Origin of the sequence: Nodosilinea sp. AN01ver1 (assembly GCF_050565655.1) — a bacterium.
Taxonomy (GTDB): Bacteria; Cyanobacteriota; Cyanobacteriia; order Phormidesmidales; family Phormidesmidaceae; genus Nodosilinea.
In genome coordinates this window covers 132,094-154,966 of record NZ_JBNXVS010000004.1, presented here as the reverse complement: position 1 = coordinate 154,966, position 22,873 = coordinate 132,094, and the positions used below count along the sequence as shown (strand labels likewise).

Here is a 22,873-nt window from a genome sequence, read left to right as displayed (position 1 = left end):
GCCTAGTCTGCACTGAGCAGCGCTGCGCCTTCAACCCCAACCTCAAGCCGCACAATTTGGGCGGGTTCAACCCCGCCCGGCGGTGGATAGGACATGCCCCCATTGTTGATGACATAAAGCCCTGTGCCGTAGAACGCTACGGCAGTGCAGCCGGTCACGCCCTGGTCGGCTTGGGCAATGATGGTGGTACTGCGATCGCGATCGATGCGCACCACGCTGTTGTAAACATGGGTAGTGCCGTAGAGGTTGCCGTGGATATCAAAGGCGAAATCATCGAGGTTGGTATTTTTGACAAATATCTCTGGGGCCTGCGGCGTCTGATCGGCATTGAGTGGAATACGCACCAGCAGCTTTTGCTGTGTGTTCGAAACGTAGAGATAGTCACCAAATCGCTTTAAGCCGTTAGCGCCTGGGAACGGATTGGTATTGTCATCGCGGGCCAGTAGTGGATGCTCTAGCCAAACACTAGAGGTTTGAGTTTTTAGATCAAATGACCAAATTGCGCCTCGATAGGAGTCGGCCATTAAGTAGTGGTGGGCTGCAATCGGCGTAATGCCATTGAGAAACATGGCCTCTGGTAGCGTTTGCAGAAACTGCACGTCGCCACCCGCTAAAATTGCCACAAAGGCAATGCCTTCTGCATTCCAGCCGTTGACCAAAAAGCGGTTGTCTTCGACCATGGCTATGCCGGTGACTTTGCCATTGAGCTTGGCATACAGCCCCAGGTTGTGCTCGCGATCGAGGGTAATGACTTCTCCAGCCTCATGGCTAGTAACGTAGATCTCGCCCGTAGGCGCGATCGCCAGGTTTTCTAAAAACGTGTTGACGGGAAACGTGGCCAGAGATTGGGCAGGGACCAGGTCAATGGGCGTAGACGCGTACAGATCGGGCAAGGTCATAGCGGTATCGCAGAGTAACAGGGCAGTAGGGGGCTTGCAAATGTCCTTGCAGGATGGTGGCCGACAAGCAGAAAATGGCATGTAGCCTAGCCGACATAACGGTAGGTTTTCACGGCAGTTAAATGAGAATTAAAGGGGTGAGAACCGGAGCCATTAGCATCTCAAACTCCAGGTTGGTGGCGCTGACAATGTTTTCGATCACCTTGCCGTTGGCAAGCCGCATGACGTGGGTTTCGTGAAAGGTAATGACGCGATCGCTCTTCGGAATACCAAAATAGTCTTTTACGTGCCGCTGAAATGACTTAAAGCGCACAACAACGCGATCGCCTGTGGCAAAACTATCCTGAATGGCCAGGGGCTCTACATCGGGGAAAGCGTCATAAAAACCTGAGAAAACCTGTTTGTATTCCTCAATACCATTAATCGCCCCAGTCGGTTTCAGCCCCGTGATCACCTGTATCTTTTTGTCAAAGATTTCCTCTGCAATACTGATATCGCCCTTGCCTAAAAACTGCTCAACATATCGATGGGCAATGGCTAAATTTTGGGTTTCTAGGTCAGCCACAATTTATTTTCCTGAATGCTTAAATCAACGATAAAGGCAGAGCTAAAATAAATCAAATTGATAATAAGAATGCAAGTCATCATTGAAAATGATAGATTTAAGCGCCACTGATTTAAATCTGCTCGTAGCCTTTGAGGCCCTGTACACCGAGCAGAGCGTTACGCTGGCGGCCCAGCGCATTCATGTGGGGCAGCCCGCTATGAGTGCGGCCCTGGGCAGACTGCGATCGCTCTTTGCCGACGACCTGTTTGTGCGGGTAGGTCGAGAGATGAAGCCTACCGCCAAAGCCGAGGCGATCGCGCCTCAGGTAACTGCTGCCCTCAATACTATTCGCTCAGCGCTGGCTGAGCCGCGATCATTTGATCCGGCCAGTTCACAAATGGTGTTTACCCTGGCCACCTCTGACTATTTTGCCAGCCTGATTTTGCCGAAACTGCTGGAGGTTCTTAAGGAGAAAGCCCCACACGTTGATTTGCGCTTAATTACTGTGGAAAAAGAGTCGTTTGTAGAACTGTTAGAGCAAAATGTAATCGACTTGGCCCTGGGTACATTTGCCAACCTGCCCTCCCACGTTCTGGTAGAAAATTTGCTGTTTGAGCGCTTCCTTGGCGTCTGTCGATTAAACCATCCTGCGCTTAAGCTCGACCAGCTGAGTCTGCAAGACTTTGTGAGCTTTCCCCATGCCCTGTTTACACTGCGGCGAGATGCCGTGGGTATTGTCGATCAAAAACTAGCTGAGCAAGGCTTGCAGCGGCGGATTGCGCTGACGGTGCCCTACTGGTTTGCGCTGCCCACGGCGATCGCGGCCTCTGACCTGCTGGCGGCTATTCCCTCCTGTTTGGAGCAGCACTTTATTAAGTACTATCCTGTGAAGTGTTTTGAGCTGCCCCTGGCGCTACCGACCTGGAGCGTGGCGATGGCCTGGAGCAAGCTCAAAGACCGCGACCCGGCTAATATTTGGCTGCGAAAAATTATCCAGACTATTAGTCAAGATCTGGATATGTAGTTGGCGGTAGTTGGTCTGAAGTGTGCCGAGTAAGGTTGCCTATCAGCAGACCTGGAGACTCAAGGCGCACAACGAAAATTCGTTTAGCCCAGCGATCGCGCCCCCTGTTACTATCGATGGTGCAACTTTGGAGTTTGATCAATCGTCCGGATTTTGGCCATAGAAATGTGTCTTGAGTATCATGACGGGATCAAGGCGATCGCGTCCAGAAGCCAACCAAAGCCAATAGAATAGCCGACAGCCAATAGCTCTTTCCCCTATGACCTCCCAGCTCCAACACAAACTCAAGCACCGGATTCTACTGTTCTGGGCCGCGCTGCTGGCGGTGGTGATGCTGGGTAGACCTGCGATCGCATTTCTGCCGCCATCGGTGGTGCCTTTGGAGTCCGAGCCAGCGGAGACTGCGCCGATTCCTCAAAGCTTTCAAAAAATCCGGGGGGTGTGGCTGACCACCAACGATATGAATATCCTGCGCGATTCGGCTCGGGTGCAGAGCGCCATGGCCGAGTTGTCTCAGCTCAACTTCAATACGGTCTATCCAGTAGTTTGGAATTCGGGCTATGCCCTCTACCCCAGCGCGGTTGCTCAGCAAGTCGGAATACCCTACATTCACCGAGGCGCGGTGGGGCAAGACATTCTGGCGGACGTAATTGACCAAGCTCACCGCCAGGGCTTGCTGGCCATCCCGTGGTTTGAGTTTGGCTTTATGACTCCGCCGTCATCCGAGTTGGCTACGGCTCACCCAGATTGGCTGACCCAGCGCCAGGACGGCAGCCAGTCCTCGGGCAGTGCGGCTGGGGAAGTGGTGTGGCTCAACCCGTTTAAGCCAGAGGTGCAGCAGTTCATCAACAGCCTGGTGGCCGAAATTGCTACCCGCTACGACATCGACGGTATTCAGTTCGATGACCACACGGCCCTGCCCAGCGACTTTGGCTATGACCCCTACACCCTAGCGCTCTACCAGCAGGAAACCGAGCAGCCGGTGCCAGGTAACCCGCGAGATCCGGCCTGGATGCGCTGGCGGGCAGACAAAATTACAGACTTTGTGGCTCAGCTCAACCAGACCGTGAAACAGCATCGTCCCCAGGCCATCTTTTCGGTGTCGCCCAATCCCTATGACACGGCCTACAACTCGTTTTTGCAGGATTGGGTCGGCTGGATCAACCGTGGCCTGGTTGATGAGCTGCTGGTACAGGTCTACCGCTGGGACATCAACAGCTTTACAAAGCAAATTCTGCGGCCCGAAATTCAAACGGCCCAAACTCAAATCCCGGTGGGCATTGGCATTCTGACTGGGCTGCGCGATCGCCCCATGCCAATGTCGATGATTCAATCTCAGGTAATGCGATCGACGGCTCAGGGGTTAGGGGTGGCCTTTTTCTACTACGAAAGCCTCTGGCACGATGCGCCGGAGCCTGTAGCCGAGCGCCAGGCCAGTTTCCGGGATTTGTTTAGCGTTCCAGCGCCCCGGGTTAGCCTCCGCAGCCAGGCTTAAGTGCGCTACCCCGCCGTGCTCAGGCTGGGCATAAGTTAAGCGTTGATTAGTACCGCAGCCATTTGGTGAGCACGCGCATGGATCTGCCGGTGTTAGGGTCGATTTGGGGCTTGCTCCACGCGCGGGCTTCGGCAAAGCCGAGGCGATGGAGAATTTTGATGACCAGGTTGATGCCGGTGGCAGAGCCGATGATGGTGATGACGATGGGTTCTCGAACGGGTGGGGTAGGGGCAGGGCTGCCGGGAGGGGCGCTGTAGATTTCGCTGTTGGGGATGAATTCTTCTGACATGGGAGTATCTTTGATGTTGTCTTTCGCGACCACAAAAGGAACAATGGCAGATGTTGTCGATGTAGACAACATTTACCCCCTTGCCATCCTTTGGGACGATCAAGGCATGGGCAGGGCAAATCAGGCATTGAAGCAGGTTTTAGAGACTTACGGCATCAGCCAAAATAAGCTGGCGGTTGCCTTGGGGATTGATCGCTCTGCTGTATTCAAGTGGGTTCACGACCAGAGAGAGCCGTCTTCGGAGACGATTGTTGAGATTACTCAGGTGCTGAAAACGCTGAATCCCTTGGCAGCTAAGGAGTTTGTGAAGCTCTACCTGGGAACCATCGTTGAGGATTAGCTAGACGGTTGATGGGGATAATATGGCAGAGGATGCCTACTTTGAGGTCACAACACCCTTAGGCAGGACGATTCGTGTTGCGGCTGCCTATTGGGATGTGATTGTCACCCTGAAGCATCCAATTATGCGGGGTAAGGAGGAGTTGGTTCAGCAGGCGTTGCAGTCGCCTACCGAAATTCGGCAAAGTAGAAGTGACCCATCGGTTTACCTGCACTATGGGGTTGAGCCGCCTTATTTGATTTGCGCCGTGGTCAGATACCTCAACGGCGACGGCTTTATCATCACGACGTACCGCACCAACAAAATCAAGGAAGGAACGGTTGTATGGACACCTTAAAGATCTATTACGACGAGGTCGGTAAAACGCTGACGGTCTGGTTTGGCGATCCTTCTGAAGAGTTTATTGCCGAGGAAACGGGTGAAGAGGTACTGCTGATTAAAAATCAGGCGGGCACAGTGATTGGGTTTGAGCGGTTGAACTATGAACTGGCAGAAGGTAGCAGCCCTGTTGTTGAACTCATCAACGCTTAGATGGTTTTTGTATGGGCTGGAGGGCGATCGCCTCACCGACCTGCCACCGTTGAAACAATCACCGTCACCGTAGCAGCGGCAATCAGGCTAAAAGCCAGTTGCACCACCCACTGGGTAGCCTTCTGGTAGTTGTCGAACTTCTGGTTAAATTCGTTATTTTTTTGGTTAGCTTGCTCAACCTCCAGGCGCAGCTCCCGCACTTCTTCGAGAATTTGCTGCGCCTGGGTAGGGTTAGCGTTGAGGTCGTCGGTGGCTTGGGCCATAGCTGCAAGGTGTGTTTTCTACTATGTTACCCAACCTCATTGCTAGAGAATTGCGGCTTGAACTATTGCTCGCTGTGGCATGTGGGCGAGTAGTCGCCTAATACCGCAGCCATTTAGTGAGCACGCGCATGGGTCTGCCGGTGTTGGGGTCGATCTGGGGTTTGCTCCAGGCGCGGGCTTCGGCAAAGCCGAGGCGATGAAGAATTTTGATCACCAGGTTAATGCCGGTGGCGGAGCCGATGATGGTGATGAGGATAGGTTCTCGGACGGGCTGGGTGGGGGCCGGACTGCTGGGAGGGGCGCTGTAGATTTCGCTGTTGGGGATGAATTCTTCTGACATGGAAATACAAAGCCAATGTAGTCACAAGCGTGACATCAGCATGAGCGCGATGTATCCACAAGTGTGACATTTACCTTCGGGTGTAGCTCTGCCAGGATTAGGGCATGGGAAGGGCAAGCGACGCACTGAAGCAGGTTTTAGACACCTACAGCATTAGCCAGAATAAGCTGGCGGTGACGATGGGCATTAGTCGCGCCAATGTGGGGCGCTGGTACCACGGGCTTGACCCCAGTGCTGAGAACATCGCCCAGATTACGCAGTCGCTAAAAACGCTGAATCCTTTGGCGGCAAAGGACTTTGTGAGGCTCTACCTAGGAACTATCATTGAAGATTAGCGCTTTATCCTCGGTATGCGGGAGCAGCTCTGACGCAAGAACGGCCTGACTTACAATTGAGATAAGTACTAAGTACAAGGACTGGCTTCGCTATGCATCCTATTGTGAATGAGATCCAAAAATTGCCTCCTCAGGCACAGCAGGAGGTGATCAATTTTGTCGCAGCGCTGGTTAAGAAACAGCGGCACAATCCCAACCATCGCCTAAAGCAAACCTGGGCTGGGGCGATGCAAGCGTATCGTGATACTTACACAAGCCTTAGCCTACAAAAAGAAACTGTAGACGATTGGGCTAACCGTGTATCTGATTGACATGGGCAAGCTGCTCTTGCGATGCATTCAGCAGGCACGAATATCAAACCAACGGCACTGCGATCGAGCACCCATCCATCAGATTGACGCTAATAGTGTCTTTAGTGAAGCGGATATCCTTCATTCGCCCATCTATCGGAAACATGAAGGTTAAGCTCCAATCAGGCGATCGACTGTGTTCTCAATGCTATTGAGCTTTCGCAGAAAGGTGGGGCGATCTTTGTACACAGATGAGAAGACCTAACTACCTCAACCACGCTTAAAGCTTAGCAAAAAGCAAAAATACAGCTTCTTCCCCCCTGACCATACCTTGGGAAGACGAACGCCTATAAAGATAGCTTTTCCTTAAAAAAGGGTCGCAATCTTTCTATGGTGCTTTCGTAATCCAACTTAAATCCCTCTAATCGCTCAGTCAAGGCGGGAATTGGGTCAAGAGAACCTCGCGAAGAAGGAATAATAATTCCGTTGTCGATTGCTTCTTTTACATTTCCTGTCGAGCGAATTTCCTTAATATATTTTCTTCCAACTCTAATATCACCCATATCTTGCAACATTGAAAAAAGTCTGCTCCTGTCTGAGTCCTTAAAGAAAATTCCACCTTTGTGCGTGATGGTTCTTGTTTCTTTAAGCTGCAAAGCTAGTTGGGAAAGGCTATATTCGCTCGGATCGTCAAAAAAATCATTAATAGCAAGCTTGAGGCTTAAAATGCTTTCCCATAAGCTAATATAAACATCAGCATTTTTCCCTTCACTAAATTGAGTAATACCGATATCGTTAACTACTTGTTGAACAGTAATGTCTCTCCCCGCGACAATGTCACTTAGGTCAACCCCAATTTCTTCACGTCCTGAATCGATTAATCCATCATTTAAATGCGGTTGATCTCCCTGATTAGAGGATAGACCAATATTACCTTGTGCATCGAGCCTTCTAGCATCAATTCCTCTGCCAGTATTGTCGTGCGCTTGAATACTTCCCTGTCTGCTAGTCGCATCCAATATATTGATGCCAGGCTTCCTAGAACTATCATTACTACCTTCTACAGTCAAACTGCCCATTGGGCCAGAAATCTGCCCTCTAAATGAGTCTTTGAACCGCAAGATGGCAAGAATAGCAAGTAGTGTGAAGAAGCCAAGTGAAGCGAGAATTATCCAAAAATTTGGGCTTGGATCTGGATCTGGATTTGAATCTGTAACATTTTCATTGATATTAAAATCGCTGCTTTCTTGCGAAAGGTTTAATCCTGATTCATAAGTCCTAATATTCTCTCTTGCTATTGCCAGCCTTGAACCTGGCTCATTCAACTTGGAAAGAACTAAATTTACTTCTCTCTGAAAAGAATTTGTATCCCCATCTCTCAGAACCGCGATACCGTATTGTTCACCATCTAGTCCAGGTAGGGAGCCTTCTTCTGGGAAAATTGAGAAGCCCAAACTTTCATAAGAAACTCTAGGCTTTCTAAAAAGAATTGTACTTCGCTGAGCTACGTTGTCTCCGGGGATTCCCTCTTTAAGAAAAGATCTTAAGATAATGCCATCACTAGCTAAAGCCTCAATTCTTCCTTCCTCTAGAGCATCTAAAGCCTGCTCAAGAGAATTCTTTCCTTCTAAGGAATCACTTCTATCGTTGACTGGTGTCTCAAAAACCTGAGTGTTTGTGTATAGCTGACTGCGATCCTGGAATTGTCTAAGTGTAGTTGTATTCTCCAGTAGGCCTATACTTAAACTTCTTAGTCTTTCTGTTAACTCATCTTCAGTCATGTTGGCCAATTGCTCTGCCAATTCATCACGCATCAAAAGCCTTATTTCGGTTTCATAGAAAGGATTTGAGAATGCAATTTCCTCTGAATACCTAATATTGCTATTAGAATTTGGATTGATTAAATACTGAGCAGATATGGAGTTGGGTCCGCATTCAGCATCAATTATGCCATCCAGAAGGCCTTGAAATCTGGAGAAAAGTCTGCCTCTATATTCGTTCTCAATCGATACGTACTTGACTTGAGAGCCTAATTGTTCGCTTAATTCTTGTTGAAATACTGTGCAAAACTCTTTGATCGGTGATACAACCTCTCGCACTCCAAGAGTCTGAATGCGAGGCAAATTTTCATCGGTGGGCGGGGTTTGCGAAGAAGCCCCAGGGGTGAAAGCAACACTCAGAATCAAAGCAATTGTAAAAACCGCTACAAACCATTGCTTCTTCATGAGGCTTGCCAGGATACGTAGATGATGTAAGAACTTTAGCATTGGCTCGCATAAAATTCAGCCTCTAGAGTTCTTCATGCTCCAGAGGCTGAATTCCGCCTAAACCTTCGCTTCTTCCTTGACTAGCTTCTCCCAGCCGAGGTCTTTGAGGTTGTTATTGCGGCGGAGGGGGCGCGTCACCAGCTCTAGAATGTCGCGGGTGTTGCCGAAGCCGTGGATTTGGGCGAAGGTAAACTCCACCGACCACTTGGTGCTGATGCCTCGCGCCTCCAGCGGGTTGGCGTGAGCCATGCCCGTTATCACCAGATCGGGGTGCAGCTCTTGAATGCGCTGGATCTGGTTGTAGTTGTCGGGCTTTTCGGTGATTTTGGGCAGGGGTTGGCCCATCTCGTTGCAGGTTTTCTCTAGCAGGGCCAGTTCCGCCGCCTGGTAGCGCTTGTCCATGTAGGGGATGCCGATTTCCTGCACCGTCATGCCGCAGCGGGTGAGAAAGCGGGCCAGGGAGATTTCCAGCAGGTTGTCGCCCATGAAGTAGACCGACTTGCCGCGAATAATCTCCAGGTAGTCTTCCACCGATTCCCAAATTTTGGCTTCGCGCTCCTCCATGCCCTGGGGCTCGATGTTGAACACCGAGCAGATTTTCTCAATCCAGGCGCGGGTGCCGTCGGGGCCAATGGGGAAGGGTGCGCCGATCAGCTTGCACTTGCGGCGACGCATCAGCGTGGTGGCCGTGCGCGAGAGGAAGGGGTTGATGCCTGCGACGTAGTAGCCTTCATCGACGGTAGGCAGGTCGGTGTAGAGCTTGGTGGGTAGCCAGCCAGAGACTTTAATGCCCTGCTTCTTTAGCTCCATCGTCATTTGGGTAACGATGGGGTCGGGCACGGAGCCAAACAGCACCAGGGGCGGGTGGTCGTGGTAAGGGGTGTCTTCTGCCACGGGGTCAGTGGCTTCTTCGGCTTTTTTACGGCCCAGGCCCAGCAGCTTTTGAATGCCGCCCTGGCCTTCTTTGGGTTCGGCTTTGGGAGCGGCAGGCTGCTTGGCGGCGGCCTCTGCCTCGGTAGGGCAGCGCTGGGCCATAGCAGCCAGCACCGTGTCTTCGCCCTGGGTAAAGGCGTAGTCGAGGCCGTTGGCGCGGGCGACGACGATGGGGATGCCGATTTCGGCCTCTAGGCGGGGAGCCAGCCCTTCGAGATCCATTTTGATGATCTCAGTGGTGCAGGTGCCAATCCAGACAATTACCGAGGGGTTGCGATCGCGCTTAATGCCCTCACACAGCCGCTTTAGCTCTTCGTAGTCGTTGAGCTGAGCCGAGATGTCGCCTTCTTCTAGCTCGGCCATGGCGTAGCGGGGTTCAGCAAAAATCATCACCCCCATGGCGTTCTGCAAAAAGTAGCCGCAGGTCTTAGTGCCAATTACCAGAAAGAAGCTGTCTTCGATTTTTTGGTACAGCCACGCCACGCAGCTAATCGGGCAAAAGGTGTGGTAGTTGCCGGTATCGCAGTCAAATTCGAGGGCAGAAGCGTTGGGTTGAGCTTGGGCCAGGGTCATCGTGGGGGTATCTCCCTAGTGAAGGACTTATGGCCTGGGTCTATCGTCCTCCCTGCCGCCTGCGCCTGAGCAGGCTTCGTCGTCGTAGGCAGGGGGCGGCGGTGTCGGAGCATCAATGGTGACGGGCTCTGGCGCGGCCAGAGAAACCTCGACTTGGGCGCTGCTGGGCAATAGCTTGTGTGCCGCCTCCAGCGCTTCTAGCTCTTTCACCGGGCTGATGTCTAAACCCAGGGCAGAAATAATGCGATCGGGGTTGCTGCTTAAATCCACCACCAGGGGGAGCAGGTTGGTCAGGTCGGGTTCTAGGGTGGCAAGCGCTCCTAAAATAAAGCCCGACGAGGGCCGCCTCTGCCCGCTACTGGTTACCCAAATGCCCAATTTGTCGATCCACTCGCGGTTGTCTCGGTAGTAGGTCAACCACTTGATTTTGAGCGATCGCCGCAGTTGTTTGCTGTTCACAGATGCCTCGGGCGGGGTTCGCCAACCTCATGTCCAGAGATTGATTAAACCAGAAAACCGCTACCTCACAGGCCTGTCAACAGGGTTACATCTCCGGTGAATCAGGCAAAAGCGGTTGCTCGTCGTTGGCCTCAATGGTTTGAGTGTGGTCGGAGTTATCCAGCACCATCTCAGGGTCAAAGTTGAGGCCCAGCACTTCTACTAGCGCATCCTCATCGGGGTTGAGCTTGTAGAACGGCACCATCAGGTTCGACAGCTTGGGTTCCAGGGCATTCACCACGCCCAGCACCAAAAAGGAGGAGGGACGGCGACCGCCATCGGGGGTTCGCACCGAGGTCTGCTGCATCTGCAGCGTCAACCAGGCTCGGTTTGACTGCACATAGTCCAACCACTTTTGGCGAATGACCTGGGTAAAGTTCTCAAAAAAGGCCATAATCCTGACTCTTTGCTAAATCGCTTGTAGGTAGCTGCCGGGTTTGAACGGCTGCGTACCGATGATAATGCAGCGCTTCAGGATTAGAACTTGATCGAGCGGGATTTTTGCAGCAAGGGGTTAAGTCGAGTGGGCAATGCCCACCGTTCGCCTAAACCATCATCAGATCCAGCTCCTCCTTCTCTTGCTTGGGGGCACCCTCGGGCGGGTTGAGGTAGAAGTCAGACAGCAGGCTAAACAGCTCGCGATCGGCGGCATCTTCGGGCACGACACCCTCGGGCCGGGCGAGAATTTGGTCGGCAATGTTCAAGTAGTACTGGCACACCGGCTCTAGCGCGGGGTCGGTTTCAGCCATTTCAAACACGGTTTTGCCCTTCACCCGCGAGATGCGAATGTCTTCAATCAGGGGCAAGATCTCCAGCACCGGCATGGGCACATGCTCAATGTACTTATCGATCAGGTCGCGCTTTGAGGTGCGGTTGCCGATTAGCCCCGCCAGACGCAGGGGGTGGGTGCGGGCTTTCTCGCGTACCGAAGCCGCAATGCGGTTGGCGGCAAACAGGGCATCAAAACCGTTGTCGGTGACGATCAGGCAGTAGTCAGAATAGTTGAGAGGGGCGGCAAAACCACCGCAGACCACATCGCCCAGCACGTCGAAGAGAATTACGTCGTACTCGTCGAAGGCGTTGAGTTCCTTCAGCAGCTTGACGGTTTCGCCCACGACATAGCCACCGCAGCCCGCACCCGCCGGAGGACCGCCCGCTTCTACGCAGCTGACCCCACCGTAGCCTTTGTAAATCACATCATCGGCCCATACGTCTTCGTAGTGGAAGTTCTTTTCTTGCAGGGTGTCGATGATGGTGGGAATCAGAAACCCGGTCAGGGTAAAGGTGCTGTCGTGCTTGGGGTCGCAGCCAATTTGCAATACCTTGCGGCCCCGCTTGGCTAGGGCCACCGAAATATTACAGCTGGTGGTGGACTTACCAATGCCCCCTTTCCCGTACACAGAAAGCTTGAGAGTCTGGTGAACCATAGGGGAGAATACTCATCTAGGGCGGATAAAGCCAAACCCAGTCCAGGGGAAGTCTTTGAGATAGAACTCTATCTGCCGGACTCGGCCACTGGACTTGGATTGACTGTTAAACAGATAGGGTCTACGCAGTTGCCTACGCGCCCAGGGTGTTTCGGCTGTTTGGATTATGGCGATATCCCGCTGGCCTTGTGAAGGGGTGCTGAAAACGGACATGCCCGCAAACCTTTGCCAGTAAGCTTAAGGAATGGCAAGCGACTGTTGAAACCCTTCAAAAAGTCATCAAGCCTAATCAAGCAGTTTTATTAGATTTTAGGTCTTTGATTTCTTTAATACAGAACAATAACAAACAAGAGAATCTTAAATCTTATGGGGGAGTGCGCCTTCTGAAGCGCCCGTCTGTAAGCAGCTTTGATCGGTGTGAGGGTGCTGGAAGGGCGCTAAGCGGGGGCTAAAGCGAAGAAATCACCCCCTAAATAGGGCGTTGCGTTCGAAGTGAAGCGTGACAGACGGGCGAAAAGAGCGCCGGAGATGCAACTGCCGCAAAACCCCAGACGAGTTTTATATACATTCGTAAACTTTCTCTCTATGCAACGCAATGTAACGAGTTGGGACTAGAGAGGGCAAAACTTGGATGGGCGGCGATCGCCCCTGTAGAGCGATCGCGGCTTTAGCTAACCGGGTTTAGCTGGCTGAACCTCTGACCTAGCTCACCAGGTCGCTGGGTGCGCCCGGAAAGAACTGAGCATCGAGTGCTTCTGCCAGGCTATAGGGGCACTGAGCTGGAAATGTGCTGTTAGGCAGATTAGTTTCTTCGTAGGCGAGTTCGATGCCTCTGCGATAGGCCTTGTCGAGGGCTGCGGCTAGGTAGGGCTTAAGGCTAGGGTTGTCGTCTAGCAGGTCAGCAATGTCTAAACGCTGAATTCGCACCGTGGCGAGCCAGCTGCGGCTGCGGTGCTCAGGTTGATAGTGCCATTTCAGTAAATGTCCCAGCAGCACACTGAGCCGATTGCGGAGTTCTTGGCGCTGCTGCTTGCCCAAAGCCTCAATTTCCTCAATCAGATTGGGCAAATCAAGCTGATCCCAGGCGTGCGATCGCAGCACCTGAGCTTGAGCCTGAGTCCAGGCATAGAAGTCGTCAGCGTAGAGGCGACGGCTAGATTTAGCGGCTGCTGAATTGGTTTTAGGCCGGGACATGGGTTGAGGATAGCCGAGTTTCTCTATTCTAGGCTGTCTTCACAGACGAGGCGCTTTGCCACTTGAATAGCTCAAATCTCGCTACTGACCCAGGAAGATAGAGGCGAGGGCTTCAATGTTGTCAAAGTCAATTTGCGAGGCGATCGCCATCACCCGCCGACCATCCACCTGCAGAGTGCTGGCTTCAATGGTGCGCAGTACGTCTAAGATCGTCAGTTCGCCGCTGGTAGCGGTGTCTAAGACAGCGTTGCGCAGCAGTTCCCAGCCAGGGCTATCGTTGTCTGAGAAGGTCATGGTAGTCGCCAACAGCCGCCAGAAAAACTGACCGGCGAACGTGTTTGAAGCGTCTCGCAAATTGTCGACATCGACCAGTACGTTTTGGGTCAGCGCCTGACGCGCCTGATCTTCCTCAATGCGGAGAATATTGAGCAGCAGCTGCAGATCGCGGCTGGGGATGCCGGTGCGGGCAAAAGATTCTAGATCGCTGACGGAGATCGGGGGTGCTTCTAGCGACCCGTAGGTAATCTGAACATTGTCAGCGGCGGTAGCCTGGGGCGCAGCTACGGCCAGCCCAGCGAGGGATGTAGCGACCAGGGCCAGCGTAGCGGTACCTTGCCCTAAACGGTGCAGCAGCACTGACGGCAATGAAGATAGCTGATCAGCGACCGGTAAGAATTGGTGCATAGTGCTCTGCTCACTCCTACTCCAAGATAATTAGAGACGACTGTCTCACTCCAAAAGTGTCTATCGCGATGACCACCTTTCCACCCACCATTGGTTTGATTCCTGCTGCCGGACAGGGGACGCGCATTTCGCCACTGCCCATGAGCAAAGAATTGTTTCCAGTTGGTTTTCGTATGGTAGCGGGCAAGGTAGGGCCGCGACCCAAGGTAGTGTGCCACTATTTGCTCGAAAAAATGCAGCGGGCCGGGGCAACCCAGGCGTTTTTTATTCTGCGGCCCGGCAAATGGGATATTCCCAACTTTTTGGGCGATGGGGCCGATATTGGTATGCAGCTGGCCTACCTGACGGTGCATGTGCCCTTTGGGGTGCCCTTTAGCCTCAATCAGGCTTACCCATTTTTGCGTGGGGCGACAGTAGTACTGGGTTTTCCAGATATTTTGTTTGAGCCAGCGCAGGCCTACCAAGTGCTGCTGGAGCGGCTGCACGGGGGCAGTGCCGATGTCGTGCTGGGGCTGTTTCCCACCCAGCAGCCCGAGAAGGTGGGGGTGGTCGATTTTGATGCAGCTGGGGTTGTGCGGGGCATTTACGAAAAATCGAGCTTTACCCACCTGCCGTACATGTGGGCGATCGCGGCCTGGCGACCGACATTTTCAGATTTTTTGCATGGGTTTGTGCGCGATTGCACCCAGGCCCTGATCGGTAGCCAAATTCCTCAGCACCTCACAACGCTGCCGCCCTACGTTGAAACGCCCATTGGCAATGTGATTCAGGCGGCGCTGGAGGTGGGGCTACGGGTTGAGGCAGAGCCTTTTGCCGAGGGCAGCTATCTCGATATTGGCACGCCAGAAAATTTGGCTCATGCCATTCAGCAGCATCCATTTCCAAGCGTTTGAGCCCGTAGTGAATGGCTTGTTGACCGCATTCATCCGTGAACGGGGCTAATCGTCGAAATTGAGGTCGTCAGGGCCAAAATCGCTGCCAAAAACTGAGCCAGATACCGTGTGCTCTAGCTCCATGCGCTGCTCCATCTGGCGCAAAAAGTAGCCCGTCATCATGGCGGAGGCCAGCAGCCCAGCCAGATTTTCGCGATCGGTAGTGACCTGAACGTTAAAGCCTTCGCTGGGCAGCACGCCTACCAGCCCTTGCACATTGTGAGCAATAATTTGCTTGATTTCGCCGCTTACCGATTGAGCCACCCGAGTTAACACCTCCGGCGACTGGTGCTGGAGATATTTGAGCAACTCATTGACCTGGTCACTATTCGGCGACATGCCAATGAATTCAGCGTCTTCAGGGTTAAATACCATAGAATCTCAGAGACCTCTGGTCACAACGTAGGCGACGGCGGGTACCGAATGCGGGGCGATTGGATTCAATGAATCCAGTGTGATCAAGGCAACCCCAGGCCTGCCTTTACCTACTTACTCTTTCCGATAATAGCGTAACGAATCGTGAAATATTACGTCTACCCTGTGGCTTAGCCTGGCTCTGCTAGGCCAAAAGCTAAGCCTGGCGGTGGTTAGAGGCGCAGCCGCAGCTAAATATTCTCTTTACAATATCTTGACAGAATGAGCCGATGTTCTAAGCTAACTTGCTTAGTCGATCTCGGCGTTTTCGGGCAGCTCAAGTTCAACTTCGTCGTCATCTTCAAGCGCGGCGTCTTCAAGCGCGTCATTGGTGGCCTGAGGAGAGGACTTGCCCTTGACCCGCAGCTCGGGCAGCTGGTCGATCTCAAAGTGCTGGTAAAACTTGTCGGTGACTTGCACTAGAGACGATCGCCCCTCGGCCTGCCGCCGCTTGCGCACAAAGCCTTGGGCTACTAGCTCTGGCACGTGCTGGTAAACGCCTGAGCCGCGTAGTTCGACTAGATCGGTCTGGCTGATGGGGCCTTTGAGGGCGATCGCGGCCAGGGTGCGCAGGGCACCTACGCCCAGGTCGATGGGGATGAGCAAATCTACCAAAAACCGATAGCGTTCTTTGAGCTGGAGGCAGTAGCCATCGACGGTTTCGACGATTTCGAGGGCTCCGTCGCGGTGGGCGTAATCATTCATGAGCTCGATTAACCCTTCTTCAACGTCTTCGCGATCGCAGCGGGCGAGTTCGGCCAGTTTGCCAATGTCGAGGGGCTGCCCTTTGAGGTACAGGATGGCTTCGATGGTGGTGGCGAGACCGGGCATAGATCGTCAGTACCGGGAGACCATTCTCAAGCCTAGCGTTGATCGACGGAAACGGTTGATTGTAGCGGGGAAGAGAGCCCAATTTGCCAGGTTTAGTGCGGCGCACAATCTGGGACAAAAGCCAAATCTACTGCTGGGGCCAATTCGCTGGCCCCAGACCCCCGTCGAGAAGGACGTTCCGTCGTCCTTCACCTCACGGAAAGGACTGGCTGATCATCGGTTTAAACCTATGTTCTGCAAATTAGCCGGTCAGAACTTTGGTTTGTTGAGGAGAAATTCGTAGGGTGCATCCGCGAAGCGATGCACCATTCTCAGGGGGAGCAATCAATCTAAATTACGTCCGGTTAGTTCTACGAAGATGTCTTCGAGGTTAGAGGGGCGGGTCATCATGCCGGTTTTGTCGGGCTGCTGGTCGAGGTGGGCGTTGGCGGCGTCCAGAGTAGGGAAGAATTGGTAGTCCCAGCGATCGCCGCGCTGGGTCATCAAGATGCCTTCGCCGTGGCGGTGGCGAAACTGATTTAGGGTGCCCAGCTCGATTAGCTTGCCCTGGTCGAGAATGCCAATGCGATCGCAGAGGTACTCGACTTCTTCCATGTAGTGGGTAGTGAGCAGCATGGTCATGCCCTGCTGGTTGAGGCCGCGAATAATCTCCCACAGGCGGCGGCGGGTTTGGGGGTCGAGGCCCACGGTGGGCTCGTCAAGGAAGAGAATTTTGGGGTTGTGGAGCAAGGCGCGAGCAATTTGCAAACGACGCTTCATGCCGCCTGAGAGGGTTTTGACCTTGTCGTCACGGCGATCGGCCAGTTCAACATAGTCTAGCCAGGTGTTAATGCTCGTGCGGCGCTGGGGGTTGGGGATGTGGTGCATGCGCCCGTGAAATTCCATGTTTTCCCACACGGTCATGTCGCCGTCGACGCTGGTCTGCTGCAGCACCACGCCAATCTGGCGGCGAACGTCGAGCTGCTGGCGGACGACATCGTAACCGGATACAACGACATGACCATCACTGGGCCGAGTGAGGGTGGTGGCCATCCGAATAGTTGTCGATTTGCCCGCACCGTTAGGGCCAAGGAGACCAAACACTTCTCCATTCGAGATCGTGAGCGAGAGGTCGTTAACGACATCGACCCCGTTGTAAACTTTGTGGACGTTTCGCAGGCAAACCGCAGCAGGCATGGCGACTGGTAAGCTCCAACCGTAGGCGTTACAGCGATCGAGGTCAGGCGAATCGGCCCTGGCTTTAGACCGTCTGTAACATAATGTGAATAGTCTTACCCTAGCACCCAACTACCCCAGTCATGCAGTTGCTTTAACGGTGGGCTGGCGAAGGTTTAGCCCTAGGCGGTTAACCTAAACCAAAATCGCCAATAGTTCGACAAGCTCACTACAAGCCCAAGATCCAAATTTAAAATTGCTCATGCGCGCCCACATTGACCACGGCATTCTCTATCTGCACCAAGACGATGTGCCTGCTTACAAAAAGTCGGGTTCGATGGTGCGCAACAGTTATTTTTGGGCGCTCAAGTCGATCGCTGATCGGGCGGGGTTTAACCACGATTGGGAGTTCGCCGATGTGGTGTGGCCAGCGCTGGGGCGGATGCTGGTGTCGTTTATGGAGTCGGGGTATTTGGGCTATCGAGAGACGGTGCTGGAGTTTACCGACGATGTGGCGATTCCGGATGCGCTGCGCCCGGCCAGCACCTGGATCGCCGCCGATGAATACGATGATGACGATCAGCCGTAGGGGCGAACCGCTGTTCGCCCAGCGCAAGGTTTATGGCTTACATCAACCGCCGTAGACAAAGATCACGGTCAAAGCCGGGCCTATCGCTGGGGGCGTTTCGATTGCCCCCAGACCCCCTCGACCAGGGCCGTGCCGCCGCCCTGGACCCAACGGAAAGGATTGGCTGATCATCGGTTTAAACCTTTGTTCTGCAAATGGGTCTGTAGGCGACACTCAACCCTACTCTCCCCATCCCCTCATCCACCCGCCTACCCATCCACCCGCCCACGCACCCACGCACCCACGCACCCACCCATCCACGCGCCACGCACCTACTCCAACGACTCCCGATACCGCGCCAAAAGCGGCTGCAAAAAGTCGTAGCCGTCAACGCCGATGACGGCGAGGAACTGGCGGCGGTGGTCGGCGAGAATGCTCTCGAAGGTGTCGGGGCCGAGCTGTCCGTAGAGGATGCTGAGCAGGGCGGCGGGCTGTCGCCATTCGGGGGAGTCGATTTGGTGCAGCAGGTACATGCCCAGGCAGCCGGTGAGGACGGCTTGTTCGAGGTTGCCGTCGCCCTGGTGGGCGGCAGCCATATTGGCGAAGTTGGAGGCCATGAGGAAGCGATCGCCGATTGCCTGAGCTACCTGAAGCCCCTGCTGGAGGGAGGCGATCGCGTCGCGGTACTGGCCAAGTTTGAGCTGGGCGATGCCGAGGCTGTTGGCGCAGAGGGCCTGGCTGGGGCGATCGCCTACCTGCTCTGAGAGGGCTAGCCCCTGTTCGAGATAGCTGAGCACGGTTTCGTACTGTTCGGCTTCGAGCAGCTGCGACTGGCCCTGGGCGACCTGGCTGTAGCCGAGGTTGGCGAGGGCGTTGGCTTGACCAATGCGATCGCCGCTCTGGCGGGCCAAAATTAGCGCTCGCTGGCTGTGGCCCTGGGCGGTTTCAAAGTCTTGCTGGGCAACGCAGGTGCGGCTGAGGTGGTTGAGGCTGGCAATTTCGCAGGGTATATCTTTGGCTTCGCGGGCTACTTCTAGGGCCTGCTGGTGAAAGCGCTGAGCCTGGCTGTAGTTGCCCAGCGCCCGCTGCGAGTAGCCCAGCAGGGTGAGAATGCGGGCTTTGACGGCGGTGTTGGCTACTTCCTGGAGGGGTTGATCGAGGTAGTCGAGCAGGGCGCGCAGGGGTTCTCCAGACAGGGCGGTGAACAGGCCGCCGTAGAGGGGAAAGTAGCTCTGGTTGGCAAACTGGCGCAGGCCTTGCAGCGCCAGCTGGAAAGACCCCCTGGCTAGGGTGCGCTGGCCCTGTTCGCCCAGGCGGCTGGATATTTGGCCCCAGACTACGGCGAAGGTGAGAAAGGTAGCGATGGAGAGGCGCTTGCCCGCCTGGGGGTCGTAGGGCTGGCGATCGAACCAGTTCACCAGGGCCAGCTGGAGCCGCTGCAAGACCACACCCCAGGCTACCCAGTCGGCCACTCGCAGGGGCATCGCTATGCCAGCGGCGGTCACGGTTTGGTGCAGGGCCAGGTCTTCAAACAGGCGCTTGAGGGCGGGCTGGCTGACAATGCGGCCCCAGTGCTGCCAGGGGCTGGGGCGATCGCCCGGTTGGCTAAAGCCAATCTGCTGCCCCTGGGCGTAAATCCAGCCGACCACATCGCCTTCGAGCTGTTGCCAGGCGGCGATGCCCTGCTCTAGGCCATCGGCCAGGGTGCCTAGGGCCGGTTCGGCCTCGGTGGCTGGAGCGGCATCTGCCGGGGCCTGCTTTAGCGCCCGCGCCAGCTGCACCAGTTGTTCTCGCGACAGGGGGCGATCGCGGTTGGGGTCGAGGGCCGCCACCAGCTGAGAGAGGCGTTCTGCGGGGGGCGCGTTCAAAATTTCTGCCTCTACCCCAGTGATAACGGCTGTGGCCTGGTTATCGGCCTGCCAGCGCTGCCATTCGCCCTGAATTGTGAGCAGGGCGCGTTGCTTACGCATTGCTTTGGCCTGCTTAAACTCATCGTCACCGGGGGCCAGGTCTGGCTCTAGGGCCGCCAGAGTAGCCTCTAAAGCCCGTTCAAACAGTTCTCCACTGCCGGGCTCTACCCCGGCCTGTAGCATGCGGTAGACCTGCTGCTTCGACTGAATTTTGCCCTTGAGGGTAGCGGCAACAATATCATCGATGAGCGTTTGGTATGGTTGGGCCATAGGTCGCCATGCCGTTCAGAGGGTGTAAAGAAAGCAGAGAAAAGGGGCTGTTGCCCAAGTGTGCCATAGATTTTTCGGAGATTCAGCCTCAATTGGGCTGGGCTGAGAGCGCTAAATCTCGGCCAAACCATTGGGGTGAGGTAATCTGAGAGGCAGACGGCAAGCCCTGAAGTTTGCCCTGAGATCTACAGGTGGAGTATGGGCGAGGTTGCCTGGAGTGCGATCCATGCCAGGGTGCATCGGCGGCTAAAAATGCGCTCGCTGCTGCCTCGGGGGGCAGCGGTGCTGGTGGCAGTTTCGGGCGGGCAAGATTCGGTTGGTCTGCTCAGGCTGCTGGTCGATTTACGGCCCAAGTGGGGTTGGTCGCTGCGGGTGGTGCACTGCGACCACCAGTGGCGGGCCGATTCTGCTGCCAACGCCGAGTTTGTGCAGCAGCTGTGCCAAGCCTGGGGCCTCCCGTGCCAAGTCGCGATCGCCGATACTAAGTACGCGACCGAGGCCGCCGCTCGCCAGTGGCGCTATCGGGTGTTTGCGGAGGTAGCGGCTCAAGAATGCTGTACTCAAGTGGCGACGGGGCATACGGCGAGCGATCGCGCCGAAACCCTGCTCTACAACCTGCTGCGGGGCAGCGGCACCGATGGCCTGCAGGCCCTGGCCTGGCAGCGTCCCCTCGCGACCGATAGTACTGTTTCAGTGGTGCGTCCCCTGCTGGATTTAACCCGCCAGCAAACCGGAGAATTTTGTCGCCAGTTCGAGCTACCCATTTGGCCCGATGCCACCAACCAGGACACCCGCTACGCCCGCAACCGCATTCGCCTGGAGCTGCTGCCCTACCTGCAAGAGCACTTTAACCCAGCAGCAGAATTGACCCTGGCCAATACCGCTGAGCTGCTGACCGCCGAGGTTGATTTACTGGAAACAATGGCGGGAGAGCTATACGAGCGGGCAGTTTTGCCACCGGCTACAGAAGCCGAAGATTGGAGAATTCAGCGATCGCCCCTTAAGTCAGCCCCGCTGGCCCTCCGGCGGCGGGTGCTGCGGCGGGTGCTGCAGCAGGCGATCGTGGCTCAGGTGGGCTTTGAACATGTGGAAAAGCTGGTGGCCTTACTCACGGCCCCCAACGGCAGCCAGAGCGATCCCTTCCCTGGCGGGGCGATCGCGGTGGTAGAAGGCGACTGGATAGTAATGAGCGGCTTTGACCCCTGAGCGGAGCCGATCCCTGAGCGAAGTCGTTCGCGCTAGCGTCTCCCGTAGGGAGAAAGGGGCAGTCAAAGCGCAGTGCCCATGGCATGAAACCTGAGCCACCGATTTGGGTCCTAAAATAGAAAGCCATAGCCGACTTAGGGTCTGCCCAACCATGCCTCTTCCCCCCGCTGTGCGCTACCGTCTGGTACGCCTCAAGGCCATCAGTCGTCCCCTCCGCCGCCCGGTGGTGTGGGGGACTTTGGCGGTGCTGGGGCTGGGGGCGGTGGTGGTGCCCCAGTATCTCAGCCATCCTGAGTGGCGCAGCCAGTACGACTCTGCGGTTGACAGTCCGGCGGTCAACTCTGGCAGCGACCTGAACGCTCTCACCAACGAAGACCTGGCCGACCTGGCCGAAATTGACAATTTGGCGCTGCTGCTCGATGGCCTGCAGCCAACTACATCTACAGCCTTGGAAATGCCCGCTGCCGACGCCAACCGTCTAGCCCTGCCCCAGGCTACGCCGGCAGACGCCGCCAGCCCCTTTGCCCAATACCTGGAACGCAGCCGCTTTCGCTTTAGCCCTGCCCCCAGCGGTGCAGAGGGTGCAGGGGAACCTGGCATTGCCATCGAAAACCGCCCGTCAACCCTTGCCCCCGGTCAGCGCCAGTCATTTGGGGCCACGGACACTGAGACGCTGCCCCCCAGCCCTCTACAGCAGGCGCTGAGCGAAAGGCTAACGTCGCGATCGCCGCAGTTCACCAGTGCAGAACCCGCCGCAGAACCCGGAGCGCCCAGTGCTCCCGAAGCACCCACCAGCGGGTTGACGCCCCCACCCTGGATGGTGGAGGGTAGCCTGCCTGGGGTCGATCAGCGCTTTATTCGCACTACGCCGCAGATGTCGCCGCCGCCCGGCACCACGGGCTACAGGCCACCGCCGGGGTTGGCTCCTAGCCCGGCGGTACCGGCACCCGAGCGGGGAGCGATCGCGCCAGCACCGCTAAATCTAGATTTTGGTTCTCCAGTGACGGCCCCAGCGGGTAATGGGCAGGTGCGATCGCAGCCCGGCCCGCTCGATAGCAACGTCAGCACGCCGCTACCTCAGCCCGCACCGCCGCCCTTCTCGGCCCCCAGACCACCGGGCGTGTACAGCGGCAACGGCTATATCAATACCTTCTCAGACCCCACCGGGCCGCCCGCAAACTAGGGGTTTTTATCAACGGTTCGCTTAACCGCTGGGAATCAGGGGCGTTTAGCCCCTGGTCTCTCCCTAATTTGATGGTTGGGTCGGGCGTGGCAACGCCAGATTTCTCAGGCTCTTGGCCAAAATTGTTGACACGCCCCAGATTCGCTAGTCTGCGTTCGACTCGGGATAGGGGTCGCTGAGCTGCTCGGTCTCGGGGCAATCCTCAGAAACGTTGATCTCGACATCGCCACGGGGTACCGCCGCCAGGCGCTTCGTCACTGCGCCAATGCTCTCGATGCGCACCATCTCTTCCCACGAGCAAATTTCGTCGTCTTCTTCAGTTTCGTAGCGAAAGGTAACCAGGTCGCCTTCGATATCTAAAATCTTTGCCCGCTCAATCCAACGCTGTTGATCCCGTAAAAAAATCCACACATCTTGACCATCACAACAGAGTTGATAGATCTTGCGGTGTAGCATAGTCGCGGCTCCTTCACAG

Annotated in this window: 28 protein-coding genes; 11 read left to right on the top strand and 17 right to left on the bottom strand. The window is 55.2% G+C overall.

The genetic code is table 11. The features are described 5' to 3' along the window. Positions 1–2: 2 nt before the first annotated feature. Both ACQ4N7_RS05945 and ACQ4N7_RS05940 read right to left on the bottom strand, forming a co-directional pair. Positions 3–899 carry an SMP-30/gluconolactonase/LRE family protein gene (locus ACQ4N7_RS05945; protein WP_430710691.1) on the bottom strand — a complete coding sequence of 299 codons (897 nt, stop codon included), beginning with the start codon at positions 897–899 and terminating at the stop codon, positions 3–5. A gap of 118 nt (positions 900–1,017) precedes the next feature. Then, the gene (locus ACQ4N7_RS05940; RefSeq protein ID WP_430710690.1) at positions 1,018–1,464 is read right to left on the bottom strand and encodes an ester cyclase; all 447 of its coding nucleotides are present in this window, start codon (positions 1,462–1,464) and stop codon (positions 1,018–1,020) included. Between the two features lie 88 nt (positions 1,465–1,552). On the opposite strand from ACQ4N7_RS05940, the gene ACQ4N7_RS05935 reads away from it, so the two are divergent. Both ACQ4N7_RS05935 and ACQ4N7_RS05930 read left to right on the top strand, forming a co-directional pair. Further along, the gene (locus ACQ4N7_RS05935) at positions 1,553–2,470 is read left to right on the top strand and encodes a LysR family transcriptional regulator (protein WP_430710689.1); all 918 of its coding nucleotides are present in this window, start codon (positions 1,553–1,555) and stop codon (positions 2,468–2,470) included. A 259-nt stretch (positions 2,471–2,729) separates the two neighbouring features. Further along, positions 2,730–3,965: a glycoside hydrolase family 10 protein gene (locus tag ACQ4N7_RS05930; RefSeq protein WP_430710688.1), complete on the top strand. Its 1,236-nt coding sequence runs from the start codon at positions 2,730–2,732 to the stop codon at positions 3,963–3,965. A gap of 46 nt (positions 3,966–4,011) precedes the next feature. Here ACQ4N7_RS05930 and ACQ4N7_RS05925 read toward each other — a convergent pair whose 3' ends face one another. After that, a complete protein-coding gene (locus tag ACQ4N7_RS05925) occupies positions 4,012–4,254 on the bottom strand; it encodes a hypothetical protein (RefSeq protein ID WP_430710687.1) in 243 nt (80 codons plus the stop codon). 13 nt (positions 4,255–4,267) lie between these two features. Here ACQ4N7_RS05925 and ACQ4N7_RS05920 point away from each other — a divergent pair, with 13 nt between their 5' ends. The 3 genes from ACQ4N7_RS05920 to ACQ4N7_RS05910 are packed head-to-tail and all read left to right on the top strand — an operon-like array spanning position 4,268 to position 5,125. Then, positions 4,268–4,594: a helix-turn-helix domain-containing protein gene (locus ACQ4N7_RS05920; RefSeq protein ID WP_430710686.1), complete on the top strand. Its 327-nt coding sequence runs from the start codon at positions 4,268–4,270 to the stop codon at positions 4,592–4,594. Positions 4,595–4,616: 22 nt separating this feature from the next. Next, on the top strand, positions 4,617–4,931 hold the full coding sequence (locus ACQ4N7_RS05915) for a DUF4258 domain-containing protein (protein WP_430710685.1): 315 nt from the start codon (positions 4,617–4,619) through the stop codon (positions 4,929–4,931). Then, positions 4,919–5,125 (top strand): DUF2283 domain-containing protein, encoded by a 207-nt coding sequence (locus ACQ4N7_RS05910; RefSeq protein ID WP_430710684.1) that lies wholly within the window; start codon positions 4,919–4,921, stop codon positions 5,123–5,125. Before ACQ4N7_RS05915 ends, ACQ4N7_RS05910 begins: the two co-directional genes overlap by 13 nt. A gap of 32 nt (positions 5,126–5,157) precedes the next feature. On the opposite strand, the gene ACQ4N7_RS05905 is transcribed toward ACQ4N7_RS05910, so the two are convergent. Both ACQ4N7_RS05905 and ACQ4N7_RS05900 read right to left on the bottom strand, forming a co-directional pair. Continuing rightward, positions 5,158–5,388 carry a hypothetical protein gene (locus ACQ4N7_RS05905; RefSeq protein WP_430710683.1) on the bottom strand — a complete coding sequence of 77 codons (231 nt, stop codon included), beginning with the start codon at positions 5,386–5,388 and terminating at the stop codon, positions 5,158–5,160. A 97-nt stretch (positions 5,389–5,485) separates the two neighbouring features. Further along, positions 5,486–5,728, bottom strand: a complete 243-nt coding sequence (locus tag ACQ4N7_RS05900; RefSeq protein ID WP_430710682.1) for a hypothetical protein — start codon at positions 5,726–5,728, stop codon at positions 5,486–5,488. A 104-nt stretch (positions 5,729–5,832) separates the two neighbouring features. On the opposite strand from ACQ4N7_RS05900, the gene ACQ4N7_RS05895 reads away from it, so the two are divergent. Next, positions 5,833–6,063: a helix-turn-helix domain-containing protein gene (locus tag ACQ4N7_RS05895; RefSeq protein WP_017299744.1), complete on the top strand. Its 231-nt coding sequence runs from the start codon at positions 5,833–5,835 to the stop codon at positions 6,061–6,063. A gap of 92 nt (positions 6,064–6,155) precedes the next feature. Beyond that, a complete protein-coding gene (locus tag ACQ4N7_RS05890; protein ID WP_430710680.1) occupies positions 6,156–6,374 on the top strand; it encodes a DUF2281 domain-containing protein in 219 nt (72 codons plus the stop codon). 326 nt (positions 6,375–6,700) lie between these two features. On the opposite strand, the gene ACQ4N7_RS05885 is transcribed toward ACQ4N7_RS05890, so the two are convergent. The 7 genes from ACQ4N7_RS05885 to ACQ4N7_RS05855 all read right to left on the bottom strand — a co-directional run bounded on the left by ACQ4N7_RS05885 (position 6,701) and on the right by ACQ4N7_RS05855 (position 13,929). Next, positions 6,701–8,578: a hypothetical protein gene (locus ACQ4N7_RS05885; RefSeq protein WP_430710679.1), complete on the bottom strand. Its 1,878-nt coding sequence runs from the start codon at positions 8,576–8,578 to the stop codon at positions 6,701–6,703. Positions 8,579–8,677: 99 nt separating this feature from the next. After that, a complete protein-coding gene (locus ACQ4N7_RS05880) occupies positions 8,678–10,126 on the bottom strand; it encodes a ferredoxin:protochlorophyllide reductase (ATP-dependent) subunit N (RefSeq protein ID WP_430710678.1) in 1,449 nt (482 codons plus the stop codon). Between the two features lie 27 nt (positions 10,127–10,153). Beyond that, positions 10,154–10,585, bottom strand: a complete 432-nt coding sequence (locus ACQ4N7_RS05875; protein ID WP_430710677.1) for a DUF5331 domain-containing protein — start codon at positions 10,583–10,585, stop codon at positions 10,154–10,156. A gap of 85 nt (positions 10,586–10,670) precedes the next feature. Next, the gene (locus ACQ4N7_RS05870) at positions 10,671–11,018 is read right to left on the bottom strand and encodes a DUF5331 domain-containing protein (protein WP_430710675.1); all 348 of its coding nucleotides are present in this window, start codon (positions 11,016–11,018) and stop codon (positions 10,671–10,673) included. 151 nt (positions 11,019–11,169) lie between these two features. Continuing rightward, entirely contained in the window at positions 11,170–12,051 is an 882-nt protein-coding gene (gene bchL / locus ACQ4N7_RS05865) for a ferredoxin:protochlorophyllide reductase (ATP-dependent) iron-sulfur ATP-binding protein (protein ID WP_106868226.1), read from the bottom strand. A gap of 702 nt (positions 12,052–12,753) precedes the next feature. Then, positions 12,754–13,245: a DUF29 domain-containing protein gene (locus ACQ4N7_RS05860; protein WP_430710673.1), complete on the bottom strand. Its 492-nt coding sequence runs from the start codon at positions 13,243–13,245 to the stop codon at positions 12,754–12,756. An 81-nt stretch (positions 13,246–13,326) separates the two neighbouring features. Next, positions 13,327–13,929: an alpha/beta hydrolase gene (locus tag ACQ4N7_RS05855; RefSeq protein WP_430710672.1), complete on the bottom strand. Its 603-nt coding sequence runs from the start codon at positions 13,927–13,929 to the stop codon at positions 13,327–13,329. A gap of 68 nt (positions 13,930–13,997) precedes the next feature. Between ACQ4N7_RS05855 and ACQ4N7_RS05850 the strand changes: the two genes are divergently transcribed. Continuing rightward, positions 13,998–14,822 (top strand): nucleotidyltransferase family protein, encoded by an 825-nt coding sequence (locus ACQ4N7_RS05850; protein WP_430710670.1) that lies wholly within the window; start codon positions 13,998–14,000, stop codon positions 14,820–14,822. Between the two features lie 45 nt (positions 14,823–14,867). On the opposite strand, the gene ACQ4N7_RS05845 is transcribed toward ACQ4N7_RS05850, so the two are convergent. The 3 genes from ACQ4N7_RS05845 to ACQ4N7_RS05835 form a co-directional block, all read right to left on the bottom strand. Further along, on the bottom strand, positions 14,868–15,236 hold the full coding sequence (locus tag ACQ4N7_RS05845; RefSeq protein ID WP_106922775.1) for a DUF760 domain-containing protein: 369 nt from the start codon (positions 15,234–15,236) through the stop codon (positions 14,868–14,870). Between the two features lie 288 nt (positions 15,237–15,524). Then, on the bottom strand, positions 15,525–16,106 hold the full coding sequence (scpB, locus tag ACQ4N7_RS05840; RefSeq protein ID WP_430710669.1) for an SMC-Scp complex subunit ScpB: 582 nt from the start codon (positions 16,104–16,106) through the stop codon (positions 15,525–15,527). Between the two features lie 324 nt (positions 16,107–16,430). Beyond that, positions 16,431–17,282 (bottom strand): ABC transporter ATP-binding protein, encoded by an 852-nt coding sequence (locus ACQ4N7_RS05835; RefSeq protein ID WP_430710668.1) that lies wholly within the window; start codon positions 17,280–17,282, stop codon positions 16,431–16,433. A gap of 241 nt (positions 17,283–17,523) precedes the next feature. Here ACQ4N7_RS05835 and ACQ4N7_RS05830 point away from each other — a divergent pair, with 241 nt between their 5' ends. Continuing rightward, a complete protein-coding gene (locus ACQ4N7_RS05830; RefSeq protein ID WP_430710667.1) occupies positions 17,524–17,850 on the top strand; it encodes a hypothetical protein in 327 nt (108 codons plus the stop codon). A 311-nt stretch (positions 17,851–18,161) separates the two neighbouring features. Here ACQ4N7_RS05830 and ACQ4N7_RS05825 read toward each other — a convergent pair whose 3' ends face one another. Next, entirely contained in the window at positions 18,162–20,009 is a 1,848-nt protein-coding gene (locus ACQ4N7_RS05825) for a tetratricopeptide repeat protein (protein WP_430710666.1), read from the bottom strand. Positions 20,010–20,207: 198 nt separating this feature from the next. On the opposite strand from ACQ4N7_RS05825, the gene tilS reads away from it, so the two are divergent. Together tilS and ACQ4N7_RS05815 are read left to right on the top strand one after the other, a co-directional pair. After that, on the top strand, positions 20,208–21,215 hold the full coding sequence (tilS, locus tag ACQ4N7_RS05820; protein ID WP_430710665.1) for a tRNA lysidine(34) synthetase TilS: 1,008 nt from the start codon (positions 20,208–20,210) through the stop codon (positions 21,213–21,215). Between the two features lie 151 nt (positions 21,216–21,366). Then, positions 21,367–22,398: a hypothetical protein gene (locus ACQ4N7_RS05815; RefSeq protein WP_430710664.1), complete on the top strand. Its 1,032-nt coding sequence runs from the start codon at positions 21,367–21,369 to the stop codon at positions 22,396–22,398. 144 nt (positions 22,399–22,542) lie between these two features. Here the strand turns inward: ACQ4N7_RS05815 and ACQ4N7_RS05810 are convergent, their stop codons facing one another. Then, complete coding sequence (locus ACQ4N7_RS05810) at positions 22,543–22,854, bottom strand: DUF6679 family protein (RefSeq protein WP_106868216.1); 312 nt, start codon at positions 22,852–22,854, stop codon at positions 22,543–22,545. Positions 22,855–22,873: the final 19 nt, after the last annotated feature.

Coding starts and splice junctions, on each gene's coding strand:
- ACQ4N7_RS05945 (WP_430710691.1), bottom strand. CDS start 899: ATGACCTTGCCCGATCTGTACGCGTCTACGCCCATTGACCTGGTCCCT.
- ACQ4N7_RS05935 (WP_430710689.1), top strand. CDS start 1,553: ATGATAGATTTAAGCGCCACTGATTTAAATCTGCTCGTAGCCTTTGAG.
- ACQ4N7_RS05930 (WP_430710688.1), top strand. CDS start 2,730: ATGACCTCCCAGCTCCAACACAAACTCAAGCACCGGATTCTACTGTTC.
- ACQ4N7_RS05925 (WP_430710687.1), bottom strand. CDS start 4,254: ATGTCAGAAGAATTCATCCCCAACAGCGAAATCTACAGCGCCCCTCCC.
- ACQ4N7_RS05920 (WP_430710686.1), top strand. CDS start 4,268: ATGTTGTCTTTCGCGACCACAAAAGGAACAATGGCAGATGTTGTCGAT.
- ACQ4N7_RS05915 (WP_430710685.1), top strand. CDS start 4,617: ATGGCAGAGGATGCCTACTTTGAGGTCACAACACCCTTAGGCAGGACG.
- ACQ4N7_RS05910 (WP_430710684.1), top strand. CDS start 4,919: ATGGACACCTTAAAGATCTATTACGACGAGGTCGGTAAAACGCTGACG.
- ACQ4N7_RS05905 (WP_430710683.1), bottom strand. CDS start 5,388: ATGGCCCAAGCCACCGACGACCTCAACGCTAACCCTACCCAGGCGCAG.
- ACQ4N7_RS05900 (WP_430710682.1), bottom strand. CDS start 5,728: ATGTCAGAAGAATTCATCCCCAACAGCGAAATCTACAGCGCCCCTCCC.
- ACQ4N7_RS05895 (WP_017299744.1), top strand. CDS start 5,833: ATGGGAAGGGCAAGCGACGCACTGAAGCAGGTTTTAGACACCTACAGC.
- ACQ4N7_RS05890 (WP_430710680.1), top strand. CDS start 6,156: ATGCATCCTATTGTGAATGAGATCCAAAAATTGCCTCCTCAGGCACAG.
- ACQ4N7_RS05885 (WP_430710679.1), bottom strand. CDS start 8,578: ATGAAGAAGCAATGGTTTGTAGCGGTTTTTACAATTGCTTTGATTCTG.
- ACQ4N7_RS05880 (WP_430710678.1), bottom strand. CDS start 10,126: ATGACCCTGGCCCAAGCTCAACCCAACGCTTCTGCCCTCGAATTTGAC.
- ACQ4N7_RS05870 (WP_430710675.1), bottom strand. CDS start 11,018: ATGGCCTTTTTTGAGAACTTTACCCAGGTCATTCGCCAAAAGTGGTTG.
- bchL (WP_106868226.1), bottom strand. CDS start 12,051: ATGGTTCACCAGACTCTCAAGCTTTCTGTGTACGGGAAAGGGGGCATT.
- ACQ4N7_RS05860 (WP_430710673.1), bottom strand. CDS start 13,245: ATGTCCCGGCCTAAAACCAATTCAGCAGCCGCTAAATCTAGCCGTCGC.
- ACQ4N7_RS05855 (WP_430710672.1), bottom strand. CDS start 13,929: ATGCACCAATTCTTACCGGTCGCTGATCAGCTATCTTCATTGCCGTCA.
- ACQ4N7_RS05850 (WP_430710670.1), top strand. CDS start 13,998: ATGACCACCTTTCCACCCACCATTGGTTTGATTCCTGCTGCCGGACAG.
- ACQ4N7_RS05845 (WP_106922775.1), bottom strand. CDS start 15,236: ATGGTATTTAACCCTGAAGACGCTGAATTCATTGGCATGTCGCCGAAT.
- scpB (WP_430710669.1), bottom strand. CDS start 16,106: ATGCCCGGTCTCGCCACCACCATCGAAGCCATCCTGTACCTCAAAGGG.
- ACQ4N7_RS05835 (WP_430710668.1), bottom strand. CDS start 17,282: ATGCCTGCTGCGGTTTGCCTGCGAAACGTCCACAAAGTTTACAACGGG.
- ACQ4N7_RS05830 (WP_430710667.1), top strand. CDS start 17,524: ATGCGCGCCCACATTGACCACGGCATTCTCTATCTGCACCAAGACGAT.
- ACQ4N7_RS05825 (WP_430710666.1), bottom strand. CDS start 20,009: ATGGCCCAACCATACCAAACGCTCATCGATGATATTGTTGCCGCTACC.
- tilS (WP_430710665.1), top strand. CDS start 20,208: ATGGGCGAGGTTGCCTGGAGTGCGATCCATGCCAGGGTGCATCGGCGG.
- ACQ4N7_RS05815 (WP_430710664.1), top strand. CDS start 21,367: ATGCCTCTTCCCCCCGCTGTGCGCTACCGTCTGGTACGCCTCAAGGCC.
- ACQ4N7_RS05810 (WP_106868216.1), bottom strand. CDS start 22,854: ATGCTACACCGCAAGATCTATCAACTCTGTTGTGATGGTCAAGATGTG.